This window comes from Sorangium sp. So ce406 (genome assembly GCF_051474675.1).
Taxonomy (GTDB): Bacteria; Myxococcota_A; Polyangia; order Polyangiales; family Polyangiaceae; genus Sorangium; species Sorangium cellulosum_G.
In genome coordinates, this window is sequence record NZ_CP150340.1 from 2,444,260 (window position 1) to 2,459,506 (window position 15,247).

Consider the following 15,247-nt stretch of genomic DNA (forward strand, 5'->3'; position numbering starts at 1 on the left):
CGCATCGTTATCTGGGCTCCGACAACAGTCCTCCCGGCGCCGTCCGACGAGCTCCCTCGCCGGCGGGCCTGTGATCAAGGGTGGTTGTGTCCGCTCGGTACTCGCGGACGCGCGAGCGCTCGCGCTTGACGGGACCTTGAGGAGAGAATATTTCGTACACGAAGCATCGTGACAGCGACCCTGCCGACGCCAGACAGGCCGGAGATCGACGCGATCGTGGAGATGATCATCTATCTCTACACGGAGTCGCGGCGGCTCACGAAAGGGATGGCGAGCGGGTTCGGCCTCACCGGGCCGCAGCTCACCATCCTCAAGCTGCTCGAGTCGTTTCAGGATCTCTCGCTGTCCACGCTCTCGGAGCGGATCCGCGCGCAGAACAGCACGGTGACCGGGATCGTCGACCGGATGGAGCGGGAAGGGCTCGTCCGCCGCGAGCGGTCGAAGGCCGACCGGCGGGTCGTGCACATCCGGCTCAGCGAGAAGGGGGCGCGGCTCGCCCGCGAGATCCAGGTCGAGCCGATGGAGATCTTCCGGAGCGCGCTGCTCAGCCTGAGCTCGACCGATCTGCGCGACCTGCTCCGGATCCTCACCAAGCTGCAGAAGCAGGTGGTCGCGCGGGTGGGGCAGGGCGGACAGCGGAAGATCGACGGCGACGGGACGTGACAAGGGAGGCCGAGGCCATGAGAGAGAAGCCGACGTTCACGGGGGAGCCGAGGAATCCGAACGAGCGAGATCCCGATATCTGCGTGGTGACCTGCGCGCTCTCAGGGGTGCTCGCCAGCCGCAAGCAGTGCGCCGCGATCCCGTACACGCCGGTCGAGATCGCCGAGGAGGCGAGGCGGGCCTACGAGGCAGGGGCGGCGGCGGTGCACATCCACGCGCGCAACGACGACGGCTCGCCGACGTTCTCGCCGGCCGTGTTCGCCAGCATCAAGGAAGAGGTGCGGCGGCGATGTCCGGTCATCTTGAATTTTTCTACTGGCACCATCCTCGAGGATGTCAGTGAGCAGTGCGCCTATGTTCGCGAGAGCCGCCCGGAGATCGCGGCCCTCAACATGGGCACGATGAACTACTCGAAGTACTCGCGCGCCCGGAAGAGCTTCGACTTCGACATGGTGTTTCCCAACACGTACGCGAAGATCGGCAAGCTCCTGTCCGCCATGAACGAGGCCGGGGTGAAGCCGGAGCTCGAGTGCTTCGACACCGGGCACACGCAGGGCGTGTGGCCGCTCATCGACATGGGCCTCCTCAAGCCGCCGCTGCAGTTCTCGTTCATCGTCAACGTGCTGGGCGGCATCCCGGCGCACGTGGAGTCGCTCCAGCTCCAGACCAAGATCATGCCCGCCGGCTCGGAGTGGGAGGTGATCGGGATCAGCCACGGGCAGTGGAGGATGCTGGCGGCGGCGCTCGTCCTCGGCGGCAACGTGCGGTGCGGGCTCGAGGACCATTTCTACCTGCCGAGCGGGGAGATGGCGCGCAGCAACGGCGAGCTGTGCGAGGTCGCGGTGCGCATGGTGCGCGACGTGGGGCGCAGGCCGGCGACCGTCGAGGAAGCGCGGCAGATCCTGGGGCTGCGGCGGGACGACGCGCCCGGCGCGGCGGAAGGGGCGGCGTCGTGACGGCGCGCGCGTACACGGTCATCCAGGCGGCGTCCGCGGGGGGCATCCTGCGGCTCACGCTGAACAACCCGTGGCGCAAGAACGCGATCGGGCCGGTGATGGTGAACGAGCTGCTCGACGCCCTCGAGGCCGGCATGGCGGACGAGGCGGTGCGCTGCGTGGTGCTGACCGGCGCGGGGGACGCGTTCTGCGCGGGCGGCGACTTCGCGCAGATGGCGGGCGCCGAGGGGGCGCCGCAGGTCGCGCCGAAGGGCGACTACGCGGACCTGCTGCTCGCCTTCGCGAACTCGAGCAAGCCGATCGTGGCGCGGGTGAACGGGCACGCGCTCGGCGGCGGGCTCGGGCTCGTCGCTGCGTCGCACTTCGCGATCGGGGCGCGCGGCGCGAAGCTCGGGACGCCCGAGATCAACGTCGGCCTGTTCCCGATGATGATCATGGCGGTGCTGCAGCGGCACGTGAGCCGCCGCAAGCTGCTCGAGATGATGCTCCTCGGGCAGCGCCTCGACGCCGACGAGGCCGCGCAGTGCGGCCTCCTCAACAGGGCGGTGGAGCCGGGCGCGCTCGACGCGGCGGTCGACGAGGTGACGTCCACGATCGCGGCGAAGAGCCCGATCGCGGTGCGGCTCGGTCTGGAGGCGTTCGCGGCGCAGGACGATCTCGATCTGGAGTCGGCGCTGCCGCTCCTGCGCGAGCGGCTCGCCGGGTGCCTGGCGACGGACGACGCGCGCGAGGGGCTGATGGCCTTCCTGGAGAAGCGGCAGCCCCGCTGGTCGGGCAAGTAGGCGCGCGGCGGTGGCGACGCGCGCAGGATGATGAGGTGGCCCGTGAACATGCGAGAGCTCGTGAAGGACCTCGAGGCCCGCCGGGAGCAGGTGCGGCGGATGGGCGGTGAGGAGCGGGTGGCGAAGCAGCACGCCCGCGGGAAGATGACGGCGCGGGAGCGGCTCGCGGCGTTCTTCGACGACGGCGTGCATTTCGAGGTGGGGATGCACGGCACGCAGATGGGGCTCGCGGCCGGGCCGGACGGGGGCGATCGGCCGCCGGCCGACGCGGTGGTGTGCGCGTTCGGCAAGGTCGACGGGCGGATGGTGTGCGCGGCGGCGTACGACTTCACCGTGAAGGGCGGCAGCATCGGGCAGACGGGCGAGGAGAAGGTGACCCGCCTGCGGCAGATGGCGCTGCGCGGCCGCTGGCCGATGGTGTGGTTCATCGACTCGGGCGGGGCGCGCATCGACCCCGGGTCGATGCACCCGGACAGCATCTCGCTGTTCGCCGGCTCGGGGCACCTGTTCCGCGAGCAGGTGCACATGAGCGGCGTGGTGCCGCAGGTCGCCGCGATGGTGGGGCCGGGCGCCGCGGGCACCGCGTACATCCCGGGGCTCGCGGACTTCGTGCCGATGGTCAAGGACGTGGGGTCGCTGGCGCTCGGCGGTCCTCCGCTCGTGCGCGCGATGACGGGCGAGGACATCTCCGAGCAGGAGCTCGGCGGCAGCAAGGTGCACACGACGAAGAGCGGCGTGGGCGACGCGGAGTACGCGAGCGACGCGGAGTGCCTCGCGGCGGTGAAGCGGTACCTCTCGTTCTTCCCGTCGAGCTGCGACGAGGATCCGCCGCGCCTGCCGGTGACCGATCCGATCGAGCGGCGGGAGGAGTCGCTGCTCGATCTGCTGCCGGAGAACCCGCGGCGCGCCTACGACATGCTGAAGCTGATCGACGCCATCGTCGATCACGGCGAGCGGCTCGACCTGAAGCCGCGGTGGGCGCGCTCGATCATCACCTGCCTCGCGCGGATCGGCGGCCAGCCGGTCGGCGTCGTGGCGAACCAGCCGAGCCACATGGGCGGCATCCTCGACGTGGACGCGTCCGACAAGGCCGCGCGCTTCATGCAGATCTGCGACGCGTTCAACATCCCGCTCGTGTTCCTGCAGGACGTGCCGGGGTTCATGATCGGCTCGAAGGTCGAGCACGAGGGGATCATCCGCCACGGGGCGAAGATGCTGCACGTGATGGCCGCGGCCACGGTGCCCAAGATCACGGTGGTCGTGCGGAAGGCGTATGGCGCCGGGTATTACGTGATGTGCGGGCGCGCGTACGAGCCGGACCTCATCGTCGGCTGGCCGAGCGCGGAGATCAGCGTGATGGGGCCGGAGGGGATGCTCGGGATCGCGGCGAAGAAGATGTTCGGGGACGCGCCGCCGCCCGCGGAGGTGAAGCAGGGCATCGTGGACATGATCCAGAAGAACATCGACGTGATGAAGGTCGCGGGGTGGGGGCTCGTCGACGACGTGATCGATCCGCGGGACACGCGCAGGGTCATCGCGTGGGGGCTCGAGCTCGCGCGGAAGAAGCGCGTTGAGCGGCCGGAGAAGAAGCGGGGGATCATCCCGGTGTAGTCAGTCCTCGTCTGCGTCTTGCTCCGCGGGCTCGGGCTTCGGCGTCGGCACCGCCCGCGGCGCGGCGGCGTAGAACGGCTCCGGCGCGCTCTTCACGCGGAGGAGCGTCGGCGTGTCGGCGGCGATCGTGGCGGTGTAGGCGTCGATGCCGAGGCCGGTGCCAGGCTCGTTCGCGTGCAGCGTGGCCGTGACCTCGTAGAGGCCCTCGCGGGCGAACGTGTTGTCAGGGCAGACCTCCCGGAGGAGGAGCGAGACGTCGGCCGACGCGCCAGGCTTCAACGTCCTGAACAGGTCGCGCGGGATCGCTCCGGTCGGCGGGGACGCCTCGCACACGGCCGTGCCGTTCGGACCGGCGACGTGGAACTCGAGCATCCGCGGCCGGATGGCCACGGTCATGGGGCGCTTGCCGGCGTTCCTCGCGCTCACCCGGACGACGATCGAACGAGGGCTCGCCGCGTCGGACCAGGGGTCGCTCTTGACCTCCAACCGAGGCGCGTTGGCGTCGACGATGGGCTCGGCCGACGAGCCGGCGCTGCGGTCGTTGCTCGACGGGGCAGGCTGCCCAGCGCCCGCACCAGCGCGCCGGTCCGCAGGGGCTTGCGCCGTCTTGTCGCCCGGAGGCTGAGCCGCTGCAGCCGAGGGCTGCGCCTGCTTGTCGTCCTGGGGCCGAGTCGCCTTGTCTTCCGACGGCTGAGCCGCTGCAGCCGAGGGCTGCGCCTGCTCGCCGCCCGAGCGCGGGGGCGGCTCGGCGCCGTCCTGGTCTCCGGCGGCCTCCTTCTTCGAGGGAAGGTCGTAGCTCAGCACGATCGTCGGCGCGGCGAGCCCGGGCGCCGGGGCGAACGCCGGCGGAGCGTCCGTCGACTCCGCGGCGAACGGGGGCGCGGGCGCCTTTCTCGACCACTTCGGCGGCGGGCCCCAGCCGTACCAGGTCCTCACCACCGAGCCGCCGGCGAGCGCGGCTTCGTCCTTGCCGAAGCAGAGCAGGCGCGGGTCGAAATGCTCCATGTAGGACTGGCCGGGCGCCAGCAGGAGCGCGCGCCGCTCCGGGAAGCCGCTCGGCTTGAGCCCCGCGGGCGCCGCGCAGCGCACCGTCTTCTTCGTGCGCTTGTTCAGCGTGTCGATCTCCAGGCGGAGCAGACGGACGTCCGCCGGGATGCGCATCGGACGCTCCCCTTGGTTGTCGATCCGCAGCGTCCACGGTCCCTGCGGCGACGGCGCGATGAGCCACACGCGCGCAGGCGCGGGCGCAAGGGGCGGCGTCTCGGCGGCCTTCTTCTTCGCGCCCGCCCTGGACGCGGCCGCGCTGGGCTTGGGCGCCGCGACGCTGGCGCCCCCGGACGGCGAAGCAGCGCCGGTCTTCGGCTTCTCCTGCGGCGCGGCGGAGCTCGGCTTCTCTGCCTGCTGCGCGGGGCCCGACCCCCCTTGCGCGAGCGCGGGGCGCGACGCGAGCCCGAGCGCGGCCGCTGCGATCGACGCGGTCGACGTGAACAGACTGGCGATCCGGACGAGACGTATGCGCATGGAGGATCCGTTCGGGAGCGAACGCTTCCGCTTTCTTTCTGGGGGCGTCAACCTTAGCGTAGCCAGCGAGCCTGGCCCCCTCGGGGGCGCCCGGGCGCTCTCCCATCGCTCGAAGCGTGGTCATGCGCGGCCTGTACGCCATCGTCGACACCGACTCGCTCTCGCGCCGCGGGCTGGAGCCCGCGGCGTTCGCCGAGGCCGTCCTCGACGCGCGGCCGGCGGCCATCCAGCTCCGCGACAAGCGGGGCGGGGCGGGCCGCACGCTCGCGCTCCTGCGCGCCATCCAGCCGCTCGCGGCGCGCGCGGGCGTGCCCCTGTTCGCGAACGACCGGGCCGATCTCGCGGTGCTCGCGCGCTGCGACGGCGTGCACGTCGGCCAGGACGATCTCCCCGTACCGGCGGTGCGCGGGCTGGCGCTGCGCGCCGGCGCGTCGCTGCGCGTCGGGCTCTCGACCCACACGTCCGCGCAGATCGAGGCCGCGCTGCGAGGGCGGCGCGATGACCTCGACGACCTCGACTACGTCGCGGTCGGGCCGATCTTCGCGACCTCGAGCAAGGAGCGCCCGGACGCCGTCGTCGGCCTCGATGGGCTCGCGTCGCTGCGCGACATGGTCGAGCGGACGCGGCCCGGGCTGCCGCTCGTGGCGATCGGCGGCATCTCGCTGGAGAGGGCGCGCGAGGTGGCCCCGCTCTGCTCCGCCGCGGCGATCATCGCCGCGCTGCTGCCCGAAGAGGGCGCGACAGCGTCGCGCGCCCTGGAGCAAGTGAGCGCGCGCGCGAGGGCGCTCAAGGAGGCGCTCGCGCAGGCCGGCGCGCCGGCGGCGCCGCCCGGAGGGGGCGCGCGATGAGCCTCACGCTGCTCGCGGCGGCCGCCGCGGCGGTGGCGGCGACGTTGGGCTACATGGCGGCGCGCCGCGAGCGCGAGGCGCAGGCGGGGATGGGCGGCGAGGAGGAGCCCGAGGCGCCCGCGCGGTCGCCCGAGGACGCGCTCTGGGACGAGCTGCCGCTCGCGCTCGGCGACGTGGTGCTGGCCGGGAGCGAGGAGCGCTGGCTCTCGGGCGCGATCGTGGCGCGGGAGCGAGGCGAGCTCGTGGCCGTGGTGTTCCTCGCGCCCGAGGGGGCGGCGCAGCGGGCGGTGGCGGCCTTCCCGGCGCCGCGGCGCGAGATCCTGTGGCTCGCGCCCGCGGCGGTCGACTCGCCGGAGGAGCCGCCGGCGACGCTCGAGATCGCCGGCATGACCCTGCGCCGGCGGGCGCGGCTGCCGGCGGCGCTCGCGCGGCTGGGGCGGGGCGCGCCTCGCGTGGGCGGCGCAGGGATCATCGCGCTGTACGAGGGGGGCGGGCACGACGCGGCCGTGGTGCTCGCGAGCGAGGGGCGCATCCACGCCTGGGCCGGGCGGCGCATCGAGGAAGGCGGCTACGAGCGGCTGGGCGGCGGCGGCGAGGGCTGACGCCCACCCTCGCGGCCTCGCGGCGCCCGTCAGCTGATGACGCTGCGCAGCTCCGCGATCAGCGACGCCATCGCCAGGCTCGGCGAGGCGTTGCGCTCGAGCTGCGCCACGGCGCGGGAGACCGCGGCGTAGCGCTTGGCCGAGAGGCCGGCGCGGCGCGGATCGGCCGCGACCGCGGCGCGCGCCTCGCGCGCGAGCGCGGCGTTGAGCGCGCGCAGGTCGTCCTTGAGGGCGCCCTTGTCGCGGTCCACCGACTCCGCGAACGCGACGGCGGGCCCGAGGTCCCGGGCGGCCGCGGCCGCGAGGACGCTCTTCACGAAGGCGTCGCGCGAGGCGGTCTGCTCCTCGTCCGCGAGCTCGAGCGCCGCGCAGGCGCTGCCCGCGGCGAGCTCCACCGCGAGGTCGTGCCGCTCCTCCGGAACGCCGTGATCGCGGAGGATGCCGCGCACGATCGGCTCGGAGAGCGGGGCGAAGCGCACGGGGAGGGTGCGCGAGCGGATCGTGTTGAGCAGCCGGTCGCCGCGGGAGGTGAGCAGGATGAAGTGCGTGCCGGGCCGCGGCTCCTCGAGCGTCTTGAGGAACGCGTTCGCGGCGCCGACGCTGAGGTCCTCGGCGTCGCGGACGATGAAGACCCGCGCGCGCCCCTCGTGGGGCGGGTAGGAGGCGTGGGCGAGCACGATGGAGCGGACCTGGTCGACCGAGATCTCGGTCAGCTCGTCGCGGCTCCGGCCGATGACGGCCGCGGGGTAGAAGTTCTTCGCGACGAACTGCACGTCGGGGTGGAGCGGCGACGCGGGGCGCCCCGGGGAGCGCCCGGCCGCGCGCCGGCACGCGTCGCACCGGCCGCAGCCGAGCGGGTCGCCCGCGGTGCACACGAGCGCCTGCGAGAGCGCGACGGCCGCGAGCTCCTTGCCGACGCCGGGCGGGCCCTCGAAGCGGTAGGCATGGTGGACGCGGCCCGTCTGGAGCGCGCGTACGAGGGTGCCGACCGCGGTGTCCTGGCCGAGGATGTGGGAGAACGGCACGGCCCGCTATCTAGCACGACCGGGGCGCAACCTGGTCCCGGATCGCGCCGCGCGCGAGGCCGCTCGGCGCCGCAGGCGGCGCGATCCGCGGGCTCGCAATGCCCTCATTGCGGGCGGCGGTGATAGGTTGCCGCGCATGCGCGTCCTCGTGCTCGGCGGCACTCGATTCATGGGTCATTTCCTGGTCTATCGCCTGCTCGCGGCGGGCCATGAGGTCGCGCTCCTGAACCGCGGCGTGACGCCCGACCTGTTCGGTGATCGCGTCGCGCGGATCCGGTGCGACCGCACGGCCGGCGGTCTCGAGCAGGCGCTCGGGGGCCGCGAGTTCGACGCCGCGGTGGACTTCACCGCGTACACGGCCGCGGACGGCCGCGCGGCGGTGGGGGCGCTCGGCGGCGGGCGCGTCGGCCACTACGTCATGATCAGCACCGGCTCGGTGTACCTCGTCCGCGAGGGGTGCCCGCGGCCGTCGCGCGAGCGCGACTACGACGGCCCGCTGCTCCCGGAGCCGGCGGACGAGGAAGATCGCGCGTCGTGGGCCTACGGCATGAACAAGCGCGGCTGCGAGGAGGCGCTCGCGGCCGCGTGGCGGGACGACGGCTTCCCCGCGACCGTGCTGCGTATCCCGATGGTGAACGGGGAGCGCGACCCCCACCGCCGCCTCGAGCGGTACATCGCGCGCGTGCTCGACGGCGGCCCGCTGCTCGTCCCGGACGGCGGCGAGCACCCCGTGCGGCACGTGTACAGCGGCGACGTCGTGAGGGCGATCGTGAAGCTCCTGCTCGTGCCCTCGACGTTCGGCCAGGCGTACAACCTCTGCATGGACGAGACGCCGACGCTCCCGGAGCTGCTCGCGCTCGTCGCCGAGCTGCTCGGGGCGCCGGCGCGGCTCGCGCGGGTCGACCGGGCCGCGCTCCGGGCGCGCGGCATCGACCCGGTCGCGATGTCGCCGTTCAGCGACCCCTGGATGTCGATGCTGGATCCCGCGAAGGCGAGGGCGGAGCTCGGCTTCCAGCACACGCCGCTCCGGCGCTGGCTGGAGACGGTGATCACGTCGCTGCTCGCGAACCCGCCGTCCGATCCGCCGCCGGGGTACGAGCGGCGCGCCGAGGAGCGCTCGCTCGCGGCGGCGCTGCCCGGTGAGGCCAGGGTGGGGGACGCCGACCCAGCGTGAGGTAAGCTGGGCCTGCGGGAAGGCGGGAGGGCCGGGAGGTCGCGCGCCGTCCTCGCGCTTCGCCGTGAACCATCCGGAGGAGGGGAGATCTCGCGATGCAGGATGTAGAGCCCAGGCGGGTCCTGGCGGCCATCGACGCCTTCCTGAGCACGCCGCTCGACGCGGCGCTGTCGCGGCACCGCGAGGCGGATCCGGCGGCCGGCGCGCTCGCGTTGTTCCACGAGGTCGCCGCGACCGTCCCGGCGTACCGCCGCTTCCTCGACGAGCACGGCGTCGATCCCGCGGCTGTCCGGACCCCCGCGGACTTCGCGGCGCTCCCGGTGATCACGAAGCAGAACTACGTGCTCCGGCATCCGATCGCGGACCTGTGCCGCGGCGGACGCGTCGAGTCCTGCGACATGGTCGCCGTCTCGTCGGGATCGACGGGCAAGCCGACGTTCTGGCCTCGCTCCGTCACGGACGAGCTCCCGGTCGCGCGGCGCTTCGAGCAGGTGTTTCACGACAGCTTCCGGGCGGACGCGCGCCGCACGCTCGCGGTCGTGTGCTTCGCGCTCGGCTCATGGGTCGGCGGCATGTACACGGCCGCGTGCTGCCGTCACCTCGCGGCGAAGGGGTATCCGATCACGGTGGTCACGCCGGGCAACAACAAGGACGAGATCTACGGTGTCGTCCTCGAACTGGGGCCGGCGTTCGATCAGGTCGTCCTGCTCGGCTATCCGCCCTTCCTGAAGGACGTGATCGACACGGGCCGGGCGCGGGGGATCGACTGGGCGCCGCTGCGGATCAAGCTCGTGTTGGCCGGGGAGGTGTTCAGCGAGGAGTGGCGGACGCTGGTCGGCGAGCGCGTCGGGTCCACCTCGCCCTGCCACGACTCGGCTTCTCTTTACGGGACGGCGGACGCCGGCGTGCTGGGCAACGAGACGCCGCTGAGCATCGCGATCCGCAGGTTCCTCGCGGGCAACCCGGAGGCCGCGCGCGCCCTCTTCGGTCAGGACCGGCTGCCGACGCTGGTGCAGTACGACCCGGCCGTGCGGTTCTTCGAGCAGCGCGAGGGGATGCTTCTCTTCTCGGGCGAGAACGGCGTTCCGCTCGTCCGCTATTCGATCCTCGACAGCGGGGGCGTCTACGCGCACGCGGACATGATGGCGGCGCTCGCGCGCTTCGGCTTCGACCCGCGGCGGGAGCTCGACGGGGAGCGCGGCGCCCGCGAGCTGCCGTTCGTCTACGTGTTCGGGCGCTCGGATTTCACGGTGTCTTATTTCGGCGCCAACATCTATCCGGAGAACGTGGTCGTGGGCATCGAGCAGCCCGGCGTGAAGGAGTGGGTGACCGGGAAGTTCGTGCTGGAGGTCCGCGAGGGGGCGGACAGGGATGCGTACCTCTCGGTGGTGGTCGAGCTCGCGCCCGGAGAGGCGGAGAGCGAGGCGCGGCGCGAGGCGGCGGCGAGGTCGATCGAGGAGCACCTCGTCCGGCTGAACAGCGAGTTCAGGAGCTACGTGCCGGCGGGGAAGCGCGCGCCGCGGGTGACGCTGAGGGCGGCGGGCGATCCGGAGTACTTCCCGCTGGGGGTGAAGCACCGGTATACGCGCAAGCCGGGGGGTGAGGCGGATTAGCGCCAAACCTGGTTCCGTGGGCAGAAATCCTGCCAGGGATCTGCCTCGCGAGAGGAGAGATTTGACAAGGCGCCAAGGCGCCAAGGCGCAATAATGGATTTCTATTCTTGCGCCTTGGCGTCTTTGCGCCTTGGCGTTGAACTCTCGCCCTGGAGCACCCCTGCGCCGCTCGAGCCTTCCCGCTCCGCGTCCCCCCCACCCCCCGCCGCGCCTCTGAGCGCCGCGCAGAACGCCGCCACATCGGGGAACCGCTCCGACGCCTCGAACTCGATCGCCCGCTCCAGCACCTTCCGCACCGCTTCGTTGCACGGCAGCCGCTCGAGCACCCGCCCCGGGAAGCGCATCATGATCGGCGGCAGCTCCGCGCCGTGCAGGCAGAACACCGCCGTCATCCCGAGCCCGTACACGTCGGCCCGCACATCCGCGTCCTGCGGGCGGTGCATCAGCTCCGGCGCCGCATACAGGAACGTCCCCAGCGCGCCGCTCCTCGTGCCCCCCGTCGTGTCGCGCGCCCAGACCAGGTCGAAATCCGTGATCCGAGGCAGCCCCTCTCCATCGAGCAGGATGTTCGCCGGCTTAACATCCCGGTGCACGAGGCCTCGCCCGTGCGCGAACGAGAGCGCCTCTCCAGCGCGGAGGAGCATCGGCACGACCCGCTCCGCCGGCAGCCCCTTCCCGATCACCGCGCTGTACACGTCCTCGCCCTCGACGAGCTCCATCACGAAGTAGTGCCAGCCGCCGTCCTCGCCCTTCGGCTCCAGGATGCGCACCACGCCGGGGTGGTCGAGCTCCGCCATTGCGCGCGCTCCCCGGAAGAACCGCTCTCGCCGGCTCTCGTCGCCCGCGAGGTTCGGGTGCAGCACCTTGATCGCCACCGGCTGGTCGCCCCGCCCCGCGTCGAGCGCGCGCCACACGGTCGCGAACCCCCCGCGGCCGATCCGCTCCAGCAGCAGGTACCGGCCGTCGCTGAGCTCCTCGCCCACGTGGAGCTGGCCGCCTTCCCGGCGCTTGCGCCGGAGGTCCACGATCTCCTGGTCCACCTCCGCGGTGCTCGCGCCCGCGGCCTGCAGCCGCACCCGCCGCTTCTGCGCCGCGGCGATCTGCCTGTCGAGCGCGCGGATCGACTCGTCGGCCTCGCGCAGGGTCGCCGCGAGCGCGCTCGTCAGCGACGCCCCGCCGGGCCCCGCCACCGATCGCGCGCTCACGGCGGCCTCCTCCACCGCCACGCGGATGCCCCGGACCACGTCCCGCCACGCTTCATCCGGGTTGGCCCAGCTCGTCACCGCCGCGCCGTTCTGCGGCAGCGCCTGGAGCTCCGCCAGGGCGGTGCCCTCCCGGTCGCACGCGCGCACCAGGATGGGCACCACGCGCGCCGCCCCCCGGCGATGCCGCTCCAGCGCGCCGCCGAGCTCCCGCTCGTAGCAGCTGTCCGAGGCGAGGAACGCCTCGCTCACCAGCAGCACCACGACCTCGGCGGCGGCGAGCTCCGCCGCGATCGACTCGTCGCGCGCCGCGCCGGCCCCGATCCGGCCGCGGTGCCACGTGCTCACCAGGCCCTGCCGCTTGAGGGCAGCGAGGTGCGCCTCTAGCGCCTCGAGGTGCGACCGGTCCGCGGGGGCGTAGGAGATGAAGACGTTGACCGCCATGCGCTGGGGGCGTCGCTGCGGCGGCGAGCATGCTGCGTCTCGCCGCCCGCTCCGCGCCGACCAGGCTACCAGAGGCGGCGCTGAGGCTCGACCACGCAGGCGGTCCACGGAGGATTCACATCAGGGCAGCGCGGTCTTCCCGCAGCACCGCTTGTACTTCTCGCCGCTCCCGCACGGGCAAGGGCCCTTGCGGGGCGGTCCTTCCGGGCGGGGCGCCTGGATCTTCGGGTGATAGTGCTCGCGGAGCGGCGCGAGCAGCCGCACCGTGTCCTCCGGCGACCAGCGGGCATGGACGAGGCGGATGAACTCGCGCGGAAGGAAGAGCTGCTCCGGCTCGGCGCGCGCCGTCCAGGGAATGAAGAGCATCATCAGGCCCATGACCTCCGCGTCGTCGACGAACGCCTGTCGGGTGTTCACCGGGAGGGCCATCGCCAGCGCCTCGGGCACGTCTTCCTCGCGCTCGAAGCGCAGCGGGTCGCCCGCGGCGAGCCCGCGGCTGAGCGAGACGGCCATCCGCGCCCCGAGGCTCCGCTGCACGATCGCCGTTGACTCGGGCTCGTCGAGCGCCGCCTCGGCGGTGGTCTGGAAGAGGGTGAGGAGCGACTCCGGGAAATGGGCCCCCGAGAGATCCCGCCGCGCCGATAGCACCTTGCGCACCTCGGCGCGGAGCCTGGCGTGACCCGCGCCGAGCGCGATGAGGCTCCCGACGCTCGTCACGAGCCGGAGCTGCGACGCGGCCTCGTCGAATGCCGTCTTGCAGGCGCGGAGCTGCGCCTTGCCGACCTTCGCGACGCCCCAGAAGCCGCGCAGGGCGAGGGCGACGCTCCCCTGGCGCGAGGCGCCCCACGCGAGGCAGGAGCTCGAGAGATCGAGCTCCTCCGGGAGCGACTCGACGAGCGCCCGACCGTCCATGAACGCGAGGACCGCGAGGTGCCCGATGGCCCAGAACAGGTCCCAGTACCGCCGTAGCACGGGCGTCAGCGCTCGCTTCGGATGCTCGACGCGGAGGAGCGCGCCGCGCAGCTCGTCGAGCTCGGTCACCGCGCCGAAGTAGGCGCGCAGGAACTCGAAGCCGAAGAGCGGCTGGAAGGCCGAGATGCCCACGAACTCCTCGCGCGACAGGTCCGGGCCGGCGTGGAAGATGCGGTCGACGAGCTGCGCCGTGTGCCCCTTCGGCCCGGCGAGCGCGCTCGCCGCGGCCATGCGCGCGCGCAGATCCGCGACCTTCTCGATGAGCGCATCGAGCTGCCCGCGGGTGATGACAGGGAGGTCGCCCGCGCGCATCCCGGCGCCGAGGCAGGTCACGAAGCGACCCTCGCGCGTGACGACGAGGAACGGCCCGTGCGCGGCATCGTCGAGCGAGATCGCGACCCGCTCAGCGCCGTCGGGGAGCCTGGCGCAGCGGAGGAGGTACTGGACGAGGCCGTGATCGCGGTAGAGCGTGAGCGCGAGCTCGACGTGAGGGAGCGAGACGCGATCGAGCCTGGACAGGAAGTGGTGTTGATGTCCCACGGTCGCGGGCGGATCCTACCGCGGACGACGTCCGGGGCGGCGCCGGCGAGCGCTTGATTCCTGCGGTCGGGTCGTCGCAACGCTTGCTGCAAGCGTTGAAATCGCCGACCCGGAGGCCGAGTCGGCGATTTCAACGCTTGAACATCCCGACTCGGCGCGCAAGCAGCCGCTTTCAAGGCTTGAAGGCGCCCGCCGGGAGCCCCGGAACCCCGCCTCAAGCCTTGAAAGTGCCCGCTCGGGCCTCGAGCAGCCGCTTTCAGGGCTTGAGAGCTCCACCTCGGACACGAGAGCCGAGCTTCCATGCGCGGGGCCCGCGCGCGAGGCTGCGTGTCGGCTCCTCTTGCTGGTAGAAGAGCGCCAAGACCATGACAGATCGTCCTCCCCCGCTCCTCGTCCTCGGCTGCGGCTTCACCGGCGCGGTGGTCGCCGGCCTGCGGAGGGCGTCCGGCGGCCGCGTCGTCGCGACGACGCGCTCCTCCGAGCGCGCGGCCGAGCTCGCGCAGGCGGGCATCGACGTGCGCGTCCTGCCGGCGCTCACGGCCGAGGCCGTCGACCGGCTCGTGCCCGACGGCGCGGACGTGCTCGTCGCCTTCCCGCCCGACGGCGCCACGGACGCCGCGATCGCGCCTTCGCTCGGCCGGGCGCGCGCCGTCGCGTACGTCTCGTCGACCGCCGTCTACGGCGGCGCGACCGGGCGCATCGACGAGGCGACGCCCACCTCGGCCGACGGTCCCCGCGCCGCGGCGCGCCTCGCCGCCGAGGCCGTGTACCGCGAGCGCGGCGCGGTGGTGCTGCGCGCGGCGGGCATCTATGGCCCCGGCCGCGGCCTGCACCAGCGGCTGCTGCGCGGCGACTTCCGCATGACGGGCGAGGGCGACCAGCAGGGCAGGAACGTCGTCTCGCGCATCCACGTCGAGGACCTCGCGCGCCTCGCGCTCGCGGCCCTGGAGCGCGCCGCGCCCGGCGAGGCCTTCCCGATCGCGGACGACGCGCCCGTACCGCAGATCGAGGTCGTCCGCTGGCTGTGCGCGCGGCTCGGCCTGGAGATGCCGGCGGGCGCGCCGCGGGAGGACCTGCACGAGACGCTCCGCCACGACCGCGCCGTGGACAACGCGAAGATCAAGCGCGCCCTCGGCATGGCGCTGCTCTATCCGAGCTACCGCGAGGGGTTCGAGGCGTGCCTGGCCGTCGAGGCCCAGGCGCCGTCTCCGGTCGCCGCGGCGCGCGCCCCGCGCGAGCGCGGCTGACGCACGGGTGAGGTGCGCGCCGCCCGCGCAGCGCCCATCGCCGCCCT

The 15,247-nt window shown here is 73.1% G+C and carries 13 protein-coding genes; 9 read left to right on the top strand and 4 right to left on the bottom strand.

Annotated features, from left to right (window positions below):
- Window positions 1-168 precede the first annotated feature (168 nt).
- From WME96_RS09160 to WME96_RS09175, 4 genes are read left to right on the top strand one after another with little or no spacing between them, the layout of a single operon-like run.
- Entirely contained in the window at window positions 169-663 is a 495-nt protein-coding gene (locus WME96_RS09160) for a MarR family winged helix-turn-helix transcriptional regulator (protein ID WP_437289761.1), read from the top strand.
- Window positions 664-680: 17 nt separating this feature from the next.
- The gene (locus WME96_RS09165) at window positions 681-1,619 is read left to right on the top strand and encodes a 3-keto-5-aminohexanoate cleavage protein (protein WP_433934846.1); all 939 of its coding nucleotides are present in this window, start codon (window positions 681-683) and stop codon (window positions 1,617-1,619) included.
- Window positions 1,616-2,401 carry an enoyl-CoA hydratase/isomerase family protein gene (locus tag WME96_RS09170; protein WP_437289762.1) on the top strand — a complete coding sequence of 262 codons (786 nt, stop codon included), beginning with the start codon at window positions 1,616-1,618 and terminating at the stop codon, window positions 2,399-2,401. The genes WME96_RS09165 and WME96_RS09170 overlap by 4 nt, the downstream gene beginning before the upstream one ends.
- A 48-nt stretch (window positions 2,402-2,449) precedes the next feature.
- Complete coding sequence (locus WME96_RS09175) at window positions 2,450-4,012, top strand: acyl-CoA carboxylase subunit beta (protein WP_437292293.1); 1,563 nt, start codon at window positions 2,450-2,452, stop codon at window positions 4,010-4,012.
- On the opposite strand, the gene WME96_RS09180 is transcribed toward WME96_RS09175, so the two are convergent.
- The gene (locus WME96_RS09180; RefSeq protein ID WP_437289763.1) at window positions 4,013-5,533 is read right to left on the bottom strand and encodes a hypothetical protein; all 1,521 of its coding nucleotides are present in this window, start codon (window positions 5,531-5,533) and stop codon (window positions 4,013-4,015) included.
- 122 nt (window positions 5,534-5,655) lie between these two features.
- Between WME96_RS09180 and WME96_RS09185 the strand changes: the two genes are divergently transcribed.
- The gene (locus WME96_RS09185; RefSeq protein ID WP_437289764.1) at window positions 5,656-6,381 is read left to right on the top strand and encodes a thiamine phosphate synthase; all 726 of its coding nucleotides are present in this window, start codon (window positions 5,656-5,658) and stop codon (window positions 6,379-6,381) included.
- Window positions 6,378-6,983, top strand: a complete 606-nt coding sequence (locus WME96_RS09190) for a hypothetical protein (protein ID WP_437289765.1) — start codon at window positions 6,378-6,380, stop codon at window positions 6,981-6,983. The genes WME96_RS09185 and WME96_RS09190 overlap by 4 nt, the downstream gene beginning before the upstream one ends.
- 29 nt (window positions 6,984-7,012) lie before the next feature.
- Here the strand turns inward: WME96_RS09190 and WME96_RS09195 are convergent, their stop codons facing one another.
- Window positions 7,013-8,008, bottom strand: a complete 996-nt coding sequence (locus WME96_RS09195) for an ATP-binding protein (protein WP_437289766.1) — start codon at window positions 8,006-8,008, stop codon at window positions 7,013-7,015.
- Between the two features lie 136 nt (window positions 8,009-8,144).
- Between WME96_RS09195 and WME96_RS09200 the strand changes: the two genes are divergently transcribed.
- Together WME96_RS09200 and WME96_RS09205 are read left to right on the top strand one after the other, a co-directional pair.
- A complete protein-coding gene (locus WME96_RS09200; RefSeq protein ID WP_437289767.1) occupies window positions 8,145-9,182 on the top strand; it encodes an NAD-dependent epimerase/dehydratase family protein in 1,038 nt (345 codons plus the stop codon).
- Window positions 9,183-9,277: 95 nt separating this feature from the next.
- Window positions 9,278-10,795, top strand: coding sequence for a phenylacetate--CoA ligase family protein (locus WME96_RS09205; RefSeq protein ID WP_437289768.1), 1,518 nt, complete (start codon window positions 9,278-9,280; stop codon window positions 10,793-10,795).
- 101 nt (window positions 10,796-10,896) lie between these two features.
- On the opposite strand, the gene WME96_RS09210 is transcribed toward WME96_RS09205, so the two are convergent.
- Complete coding sequence (locus tag WME96_RS09210; protein ID WP_437289769.1) at window positions 10,897-12,441, bottom strand: protein kinase domain-containing protein; 1,545 nt, start codon at window positions 12,439-12,441, stop codon at window positions 10,897-10,899.
- A gap of 120 nt (window positions 12,442-12,561) precedes the next feature.
- Window positions 12,562-13,953, bottom strand: coding sequence for a YecA family protein (locus WME96_RS09215; protein WP_437289770.1), 1,392 nt, complete (start codon window positions 13,951-13,953; stop codon window positions 12,562-12,564).
- A 365-nt stretch (window positions 13,954-14,318) separates the two neighbouring features.
- On the opposite strand from WME96_RS09215, the gene WME96_RS09220 reads away from it, so the two are divergent.
- On the top strand, window positions 14,319-15,200 hold the full coding sequence (locus tag WME96_RS09220) for an NAD-dependent epimerase/dehydratase family protein (RefSeq protein WP_437289771.1): 882 nt from the start codon (window positions 14,319-14,321) through the stop codon (window positions 15,198-15,200).
- Window positions 15,201-15,247: the final 47 nt, after the last annotated feature.

What these genes read in the sequence shown, in the direction of transcription:
- WME96_RS09165 (WP_433934846.1), top strand. Translation starts at nt 681, where the DNA reads ATGAGAGAGAAGCCGACGTTCACGGGGGAGCCGAGGAATCCGAACGAG.
- WME96_RS09175 (WP_437292293.1), top strand. Translation starts at nt 2,450, where the DNA reads ATGCGAGAGCTCGTGAAGGACCTCGAGGCCCGCCGGGAGCAGGTGCGG.
- WME96_RS09180 (WP_437289763.1), bottom strand. Translation starts at nt 5,533, where the DNA reads ATGCGCATACGTCTCGTCCGGATCGCCAGTCTGTTCACGTCGACCGCG.
- WME96_RS09185 (WP_437289764.1), top strand. Translation starts at nt 5,656, where the DNA reads ATGCGCGGCCTGTACGCCATCGTCGACACCGACTCGCTCTCGCGCCGC.
- WME96_RS09190 (WP_437289765.1), top strand. Translation starts at nt 6,378, where the DNA reads ATGAGCCTCACGCTGCTCGCGGCGGCCGCCGCGGCGGTGGCGGCGACG.
- WME96_RS09200 (WP_437289767.1), top strand. Translation starts at nt 8,145, where the DNA reads ATGCGCGTCCTCGTGCTCGGCGGCACTCGATTCATGGGTCATTTCCTG.
- WME96_RS09205 (WP_437289768.1), top strand. Translation starts at nt 9,278, where the DNA reads ATGCAGGATGTAGAGCCCAGGCGGGTCCTGGCGGCCATCGACGCCTTC.
- WME96_RS09210 (WP_437289769.1), bottom strand. Translation starts at nt 12,441, where the DNA reads ATGGCGGTCAACGTCTTCATCTCCTACGCCCCCGCGGACCGGTCGCAC.
- WME96_RS09220 (WP_437289771.1), top strand. Translation starts at nt 14,319, where the DNA reads ATGACAGATCGTCCTCCCCCGCTCCTCGTCCTCGGCTGCGGCTTCACC.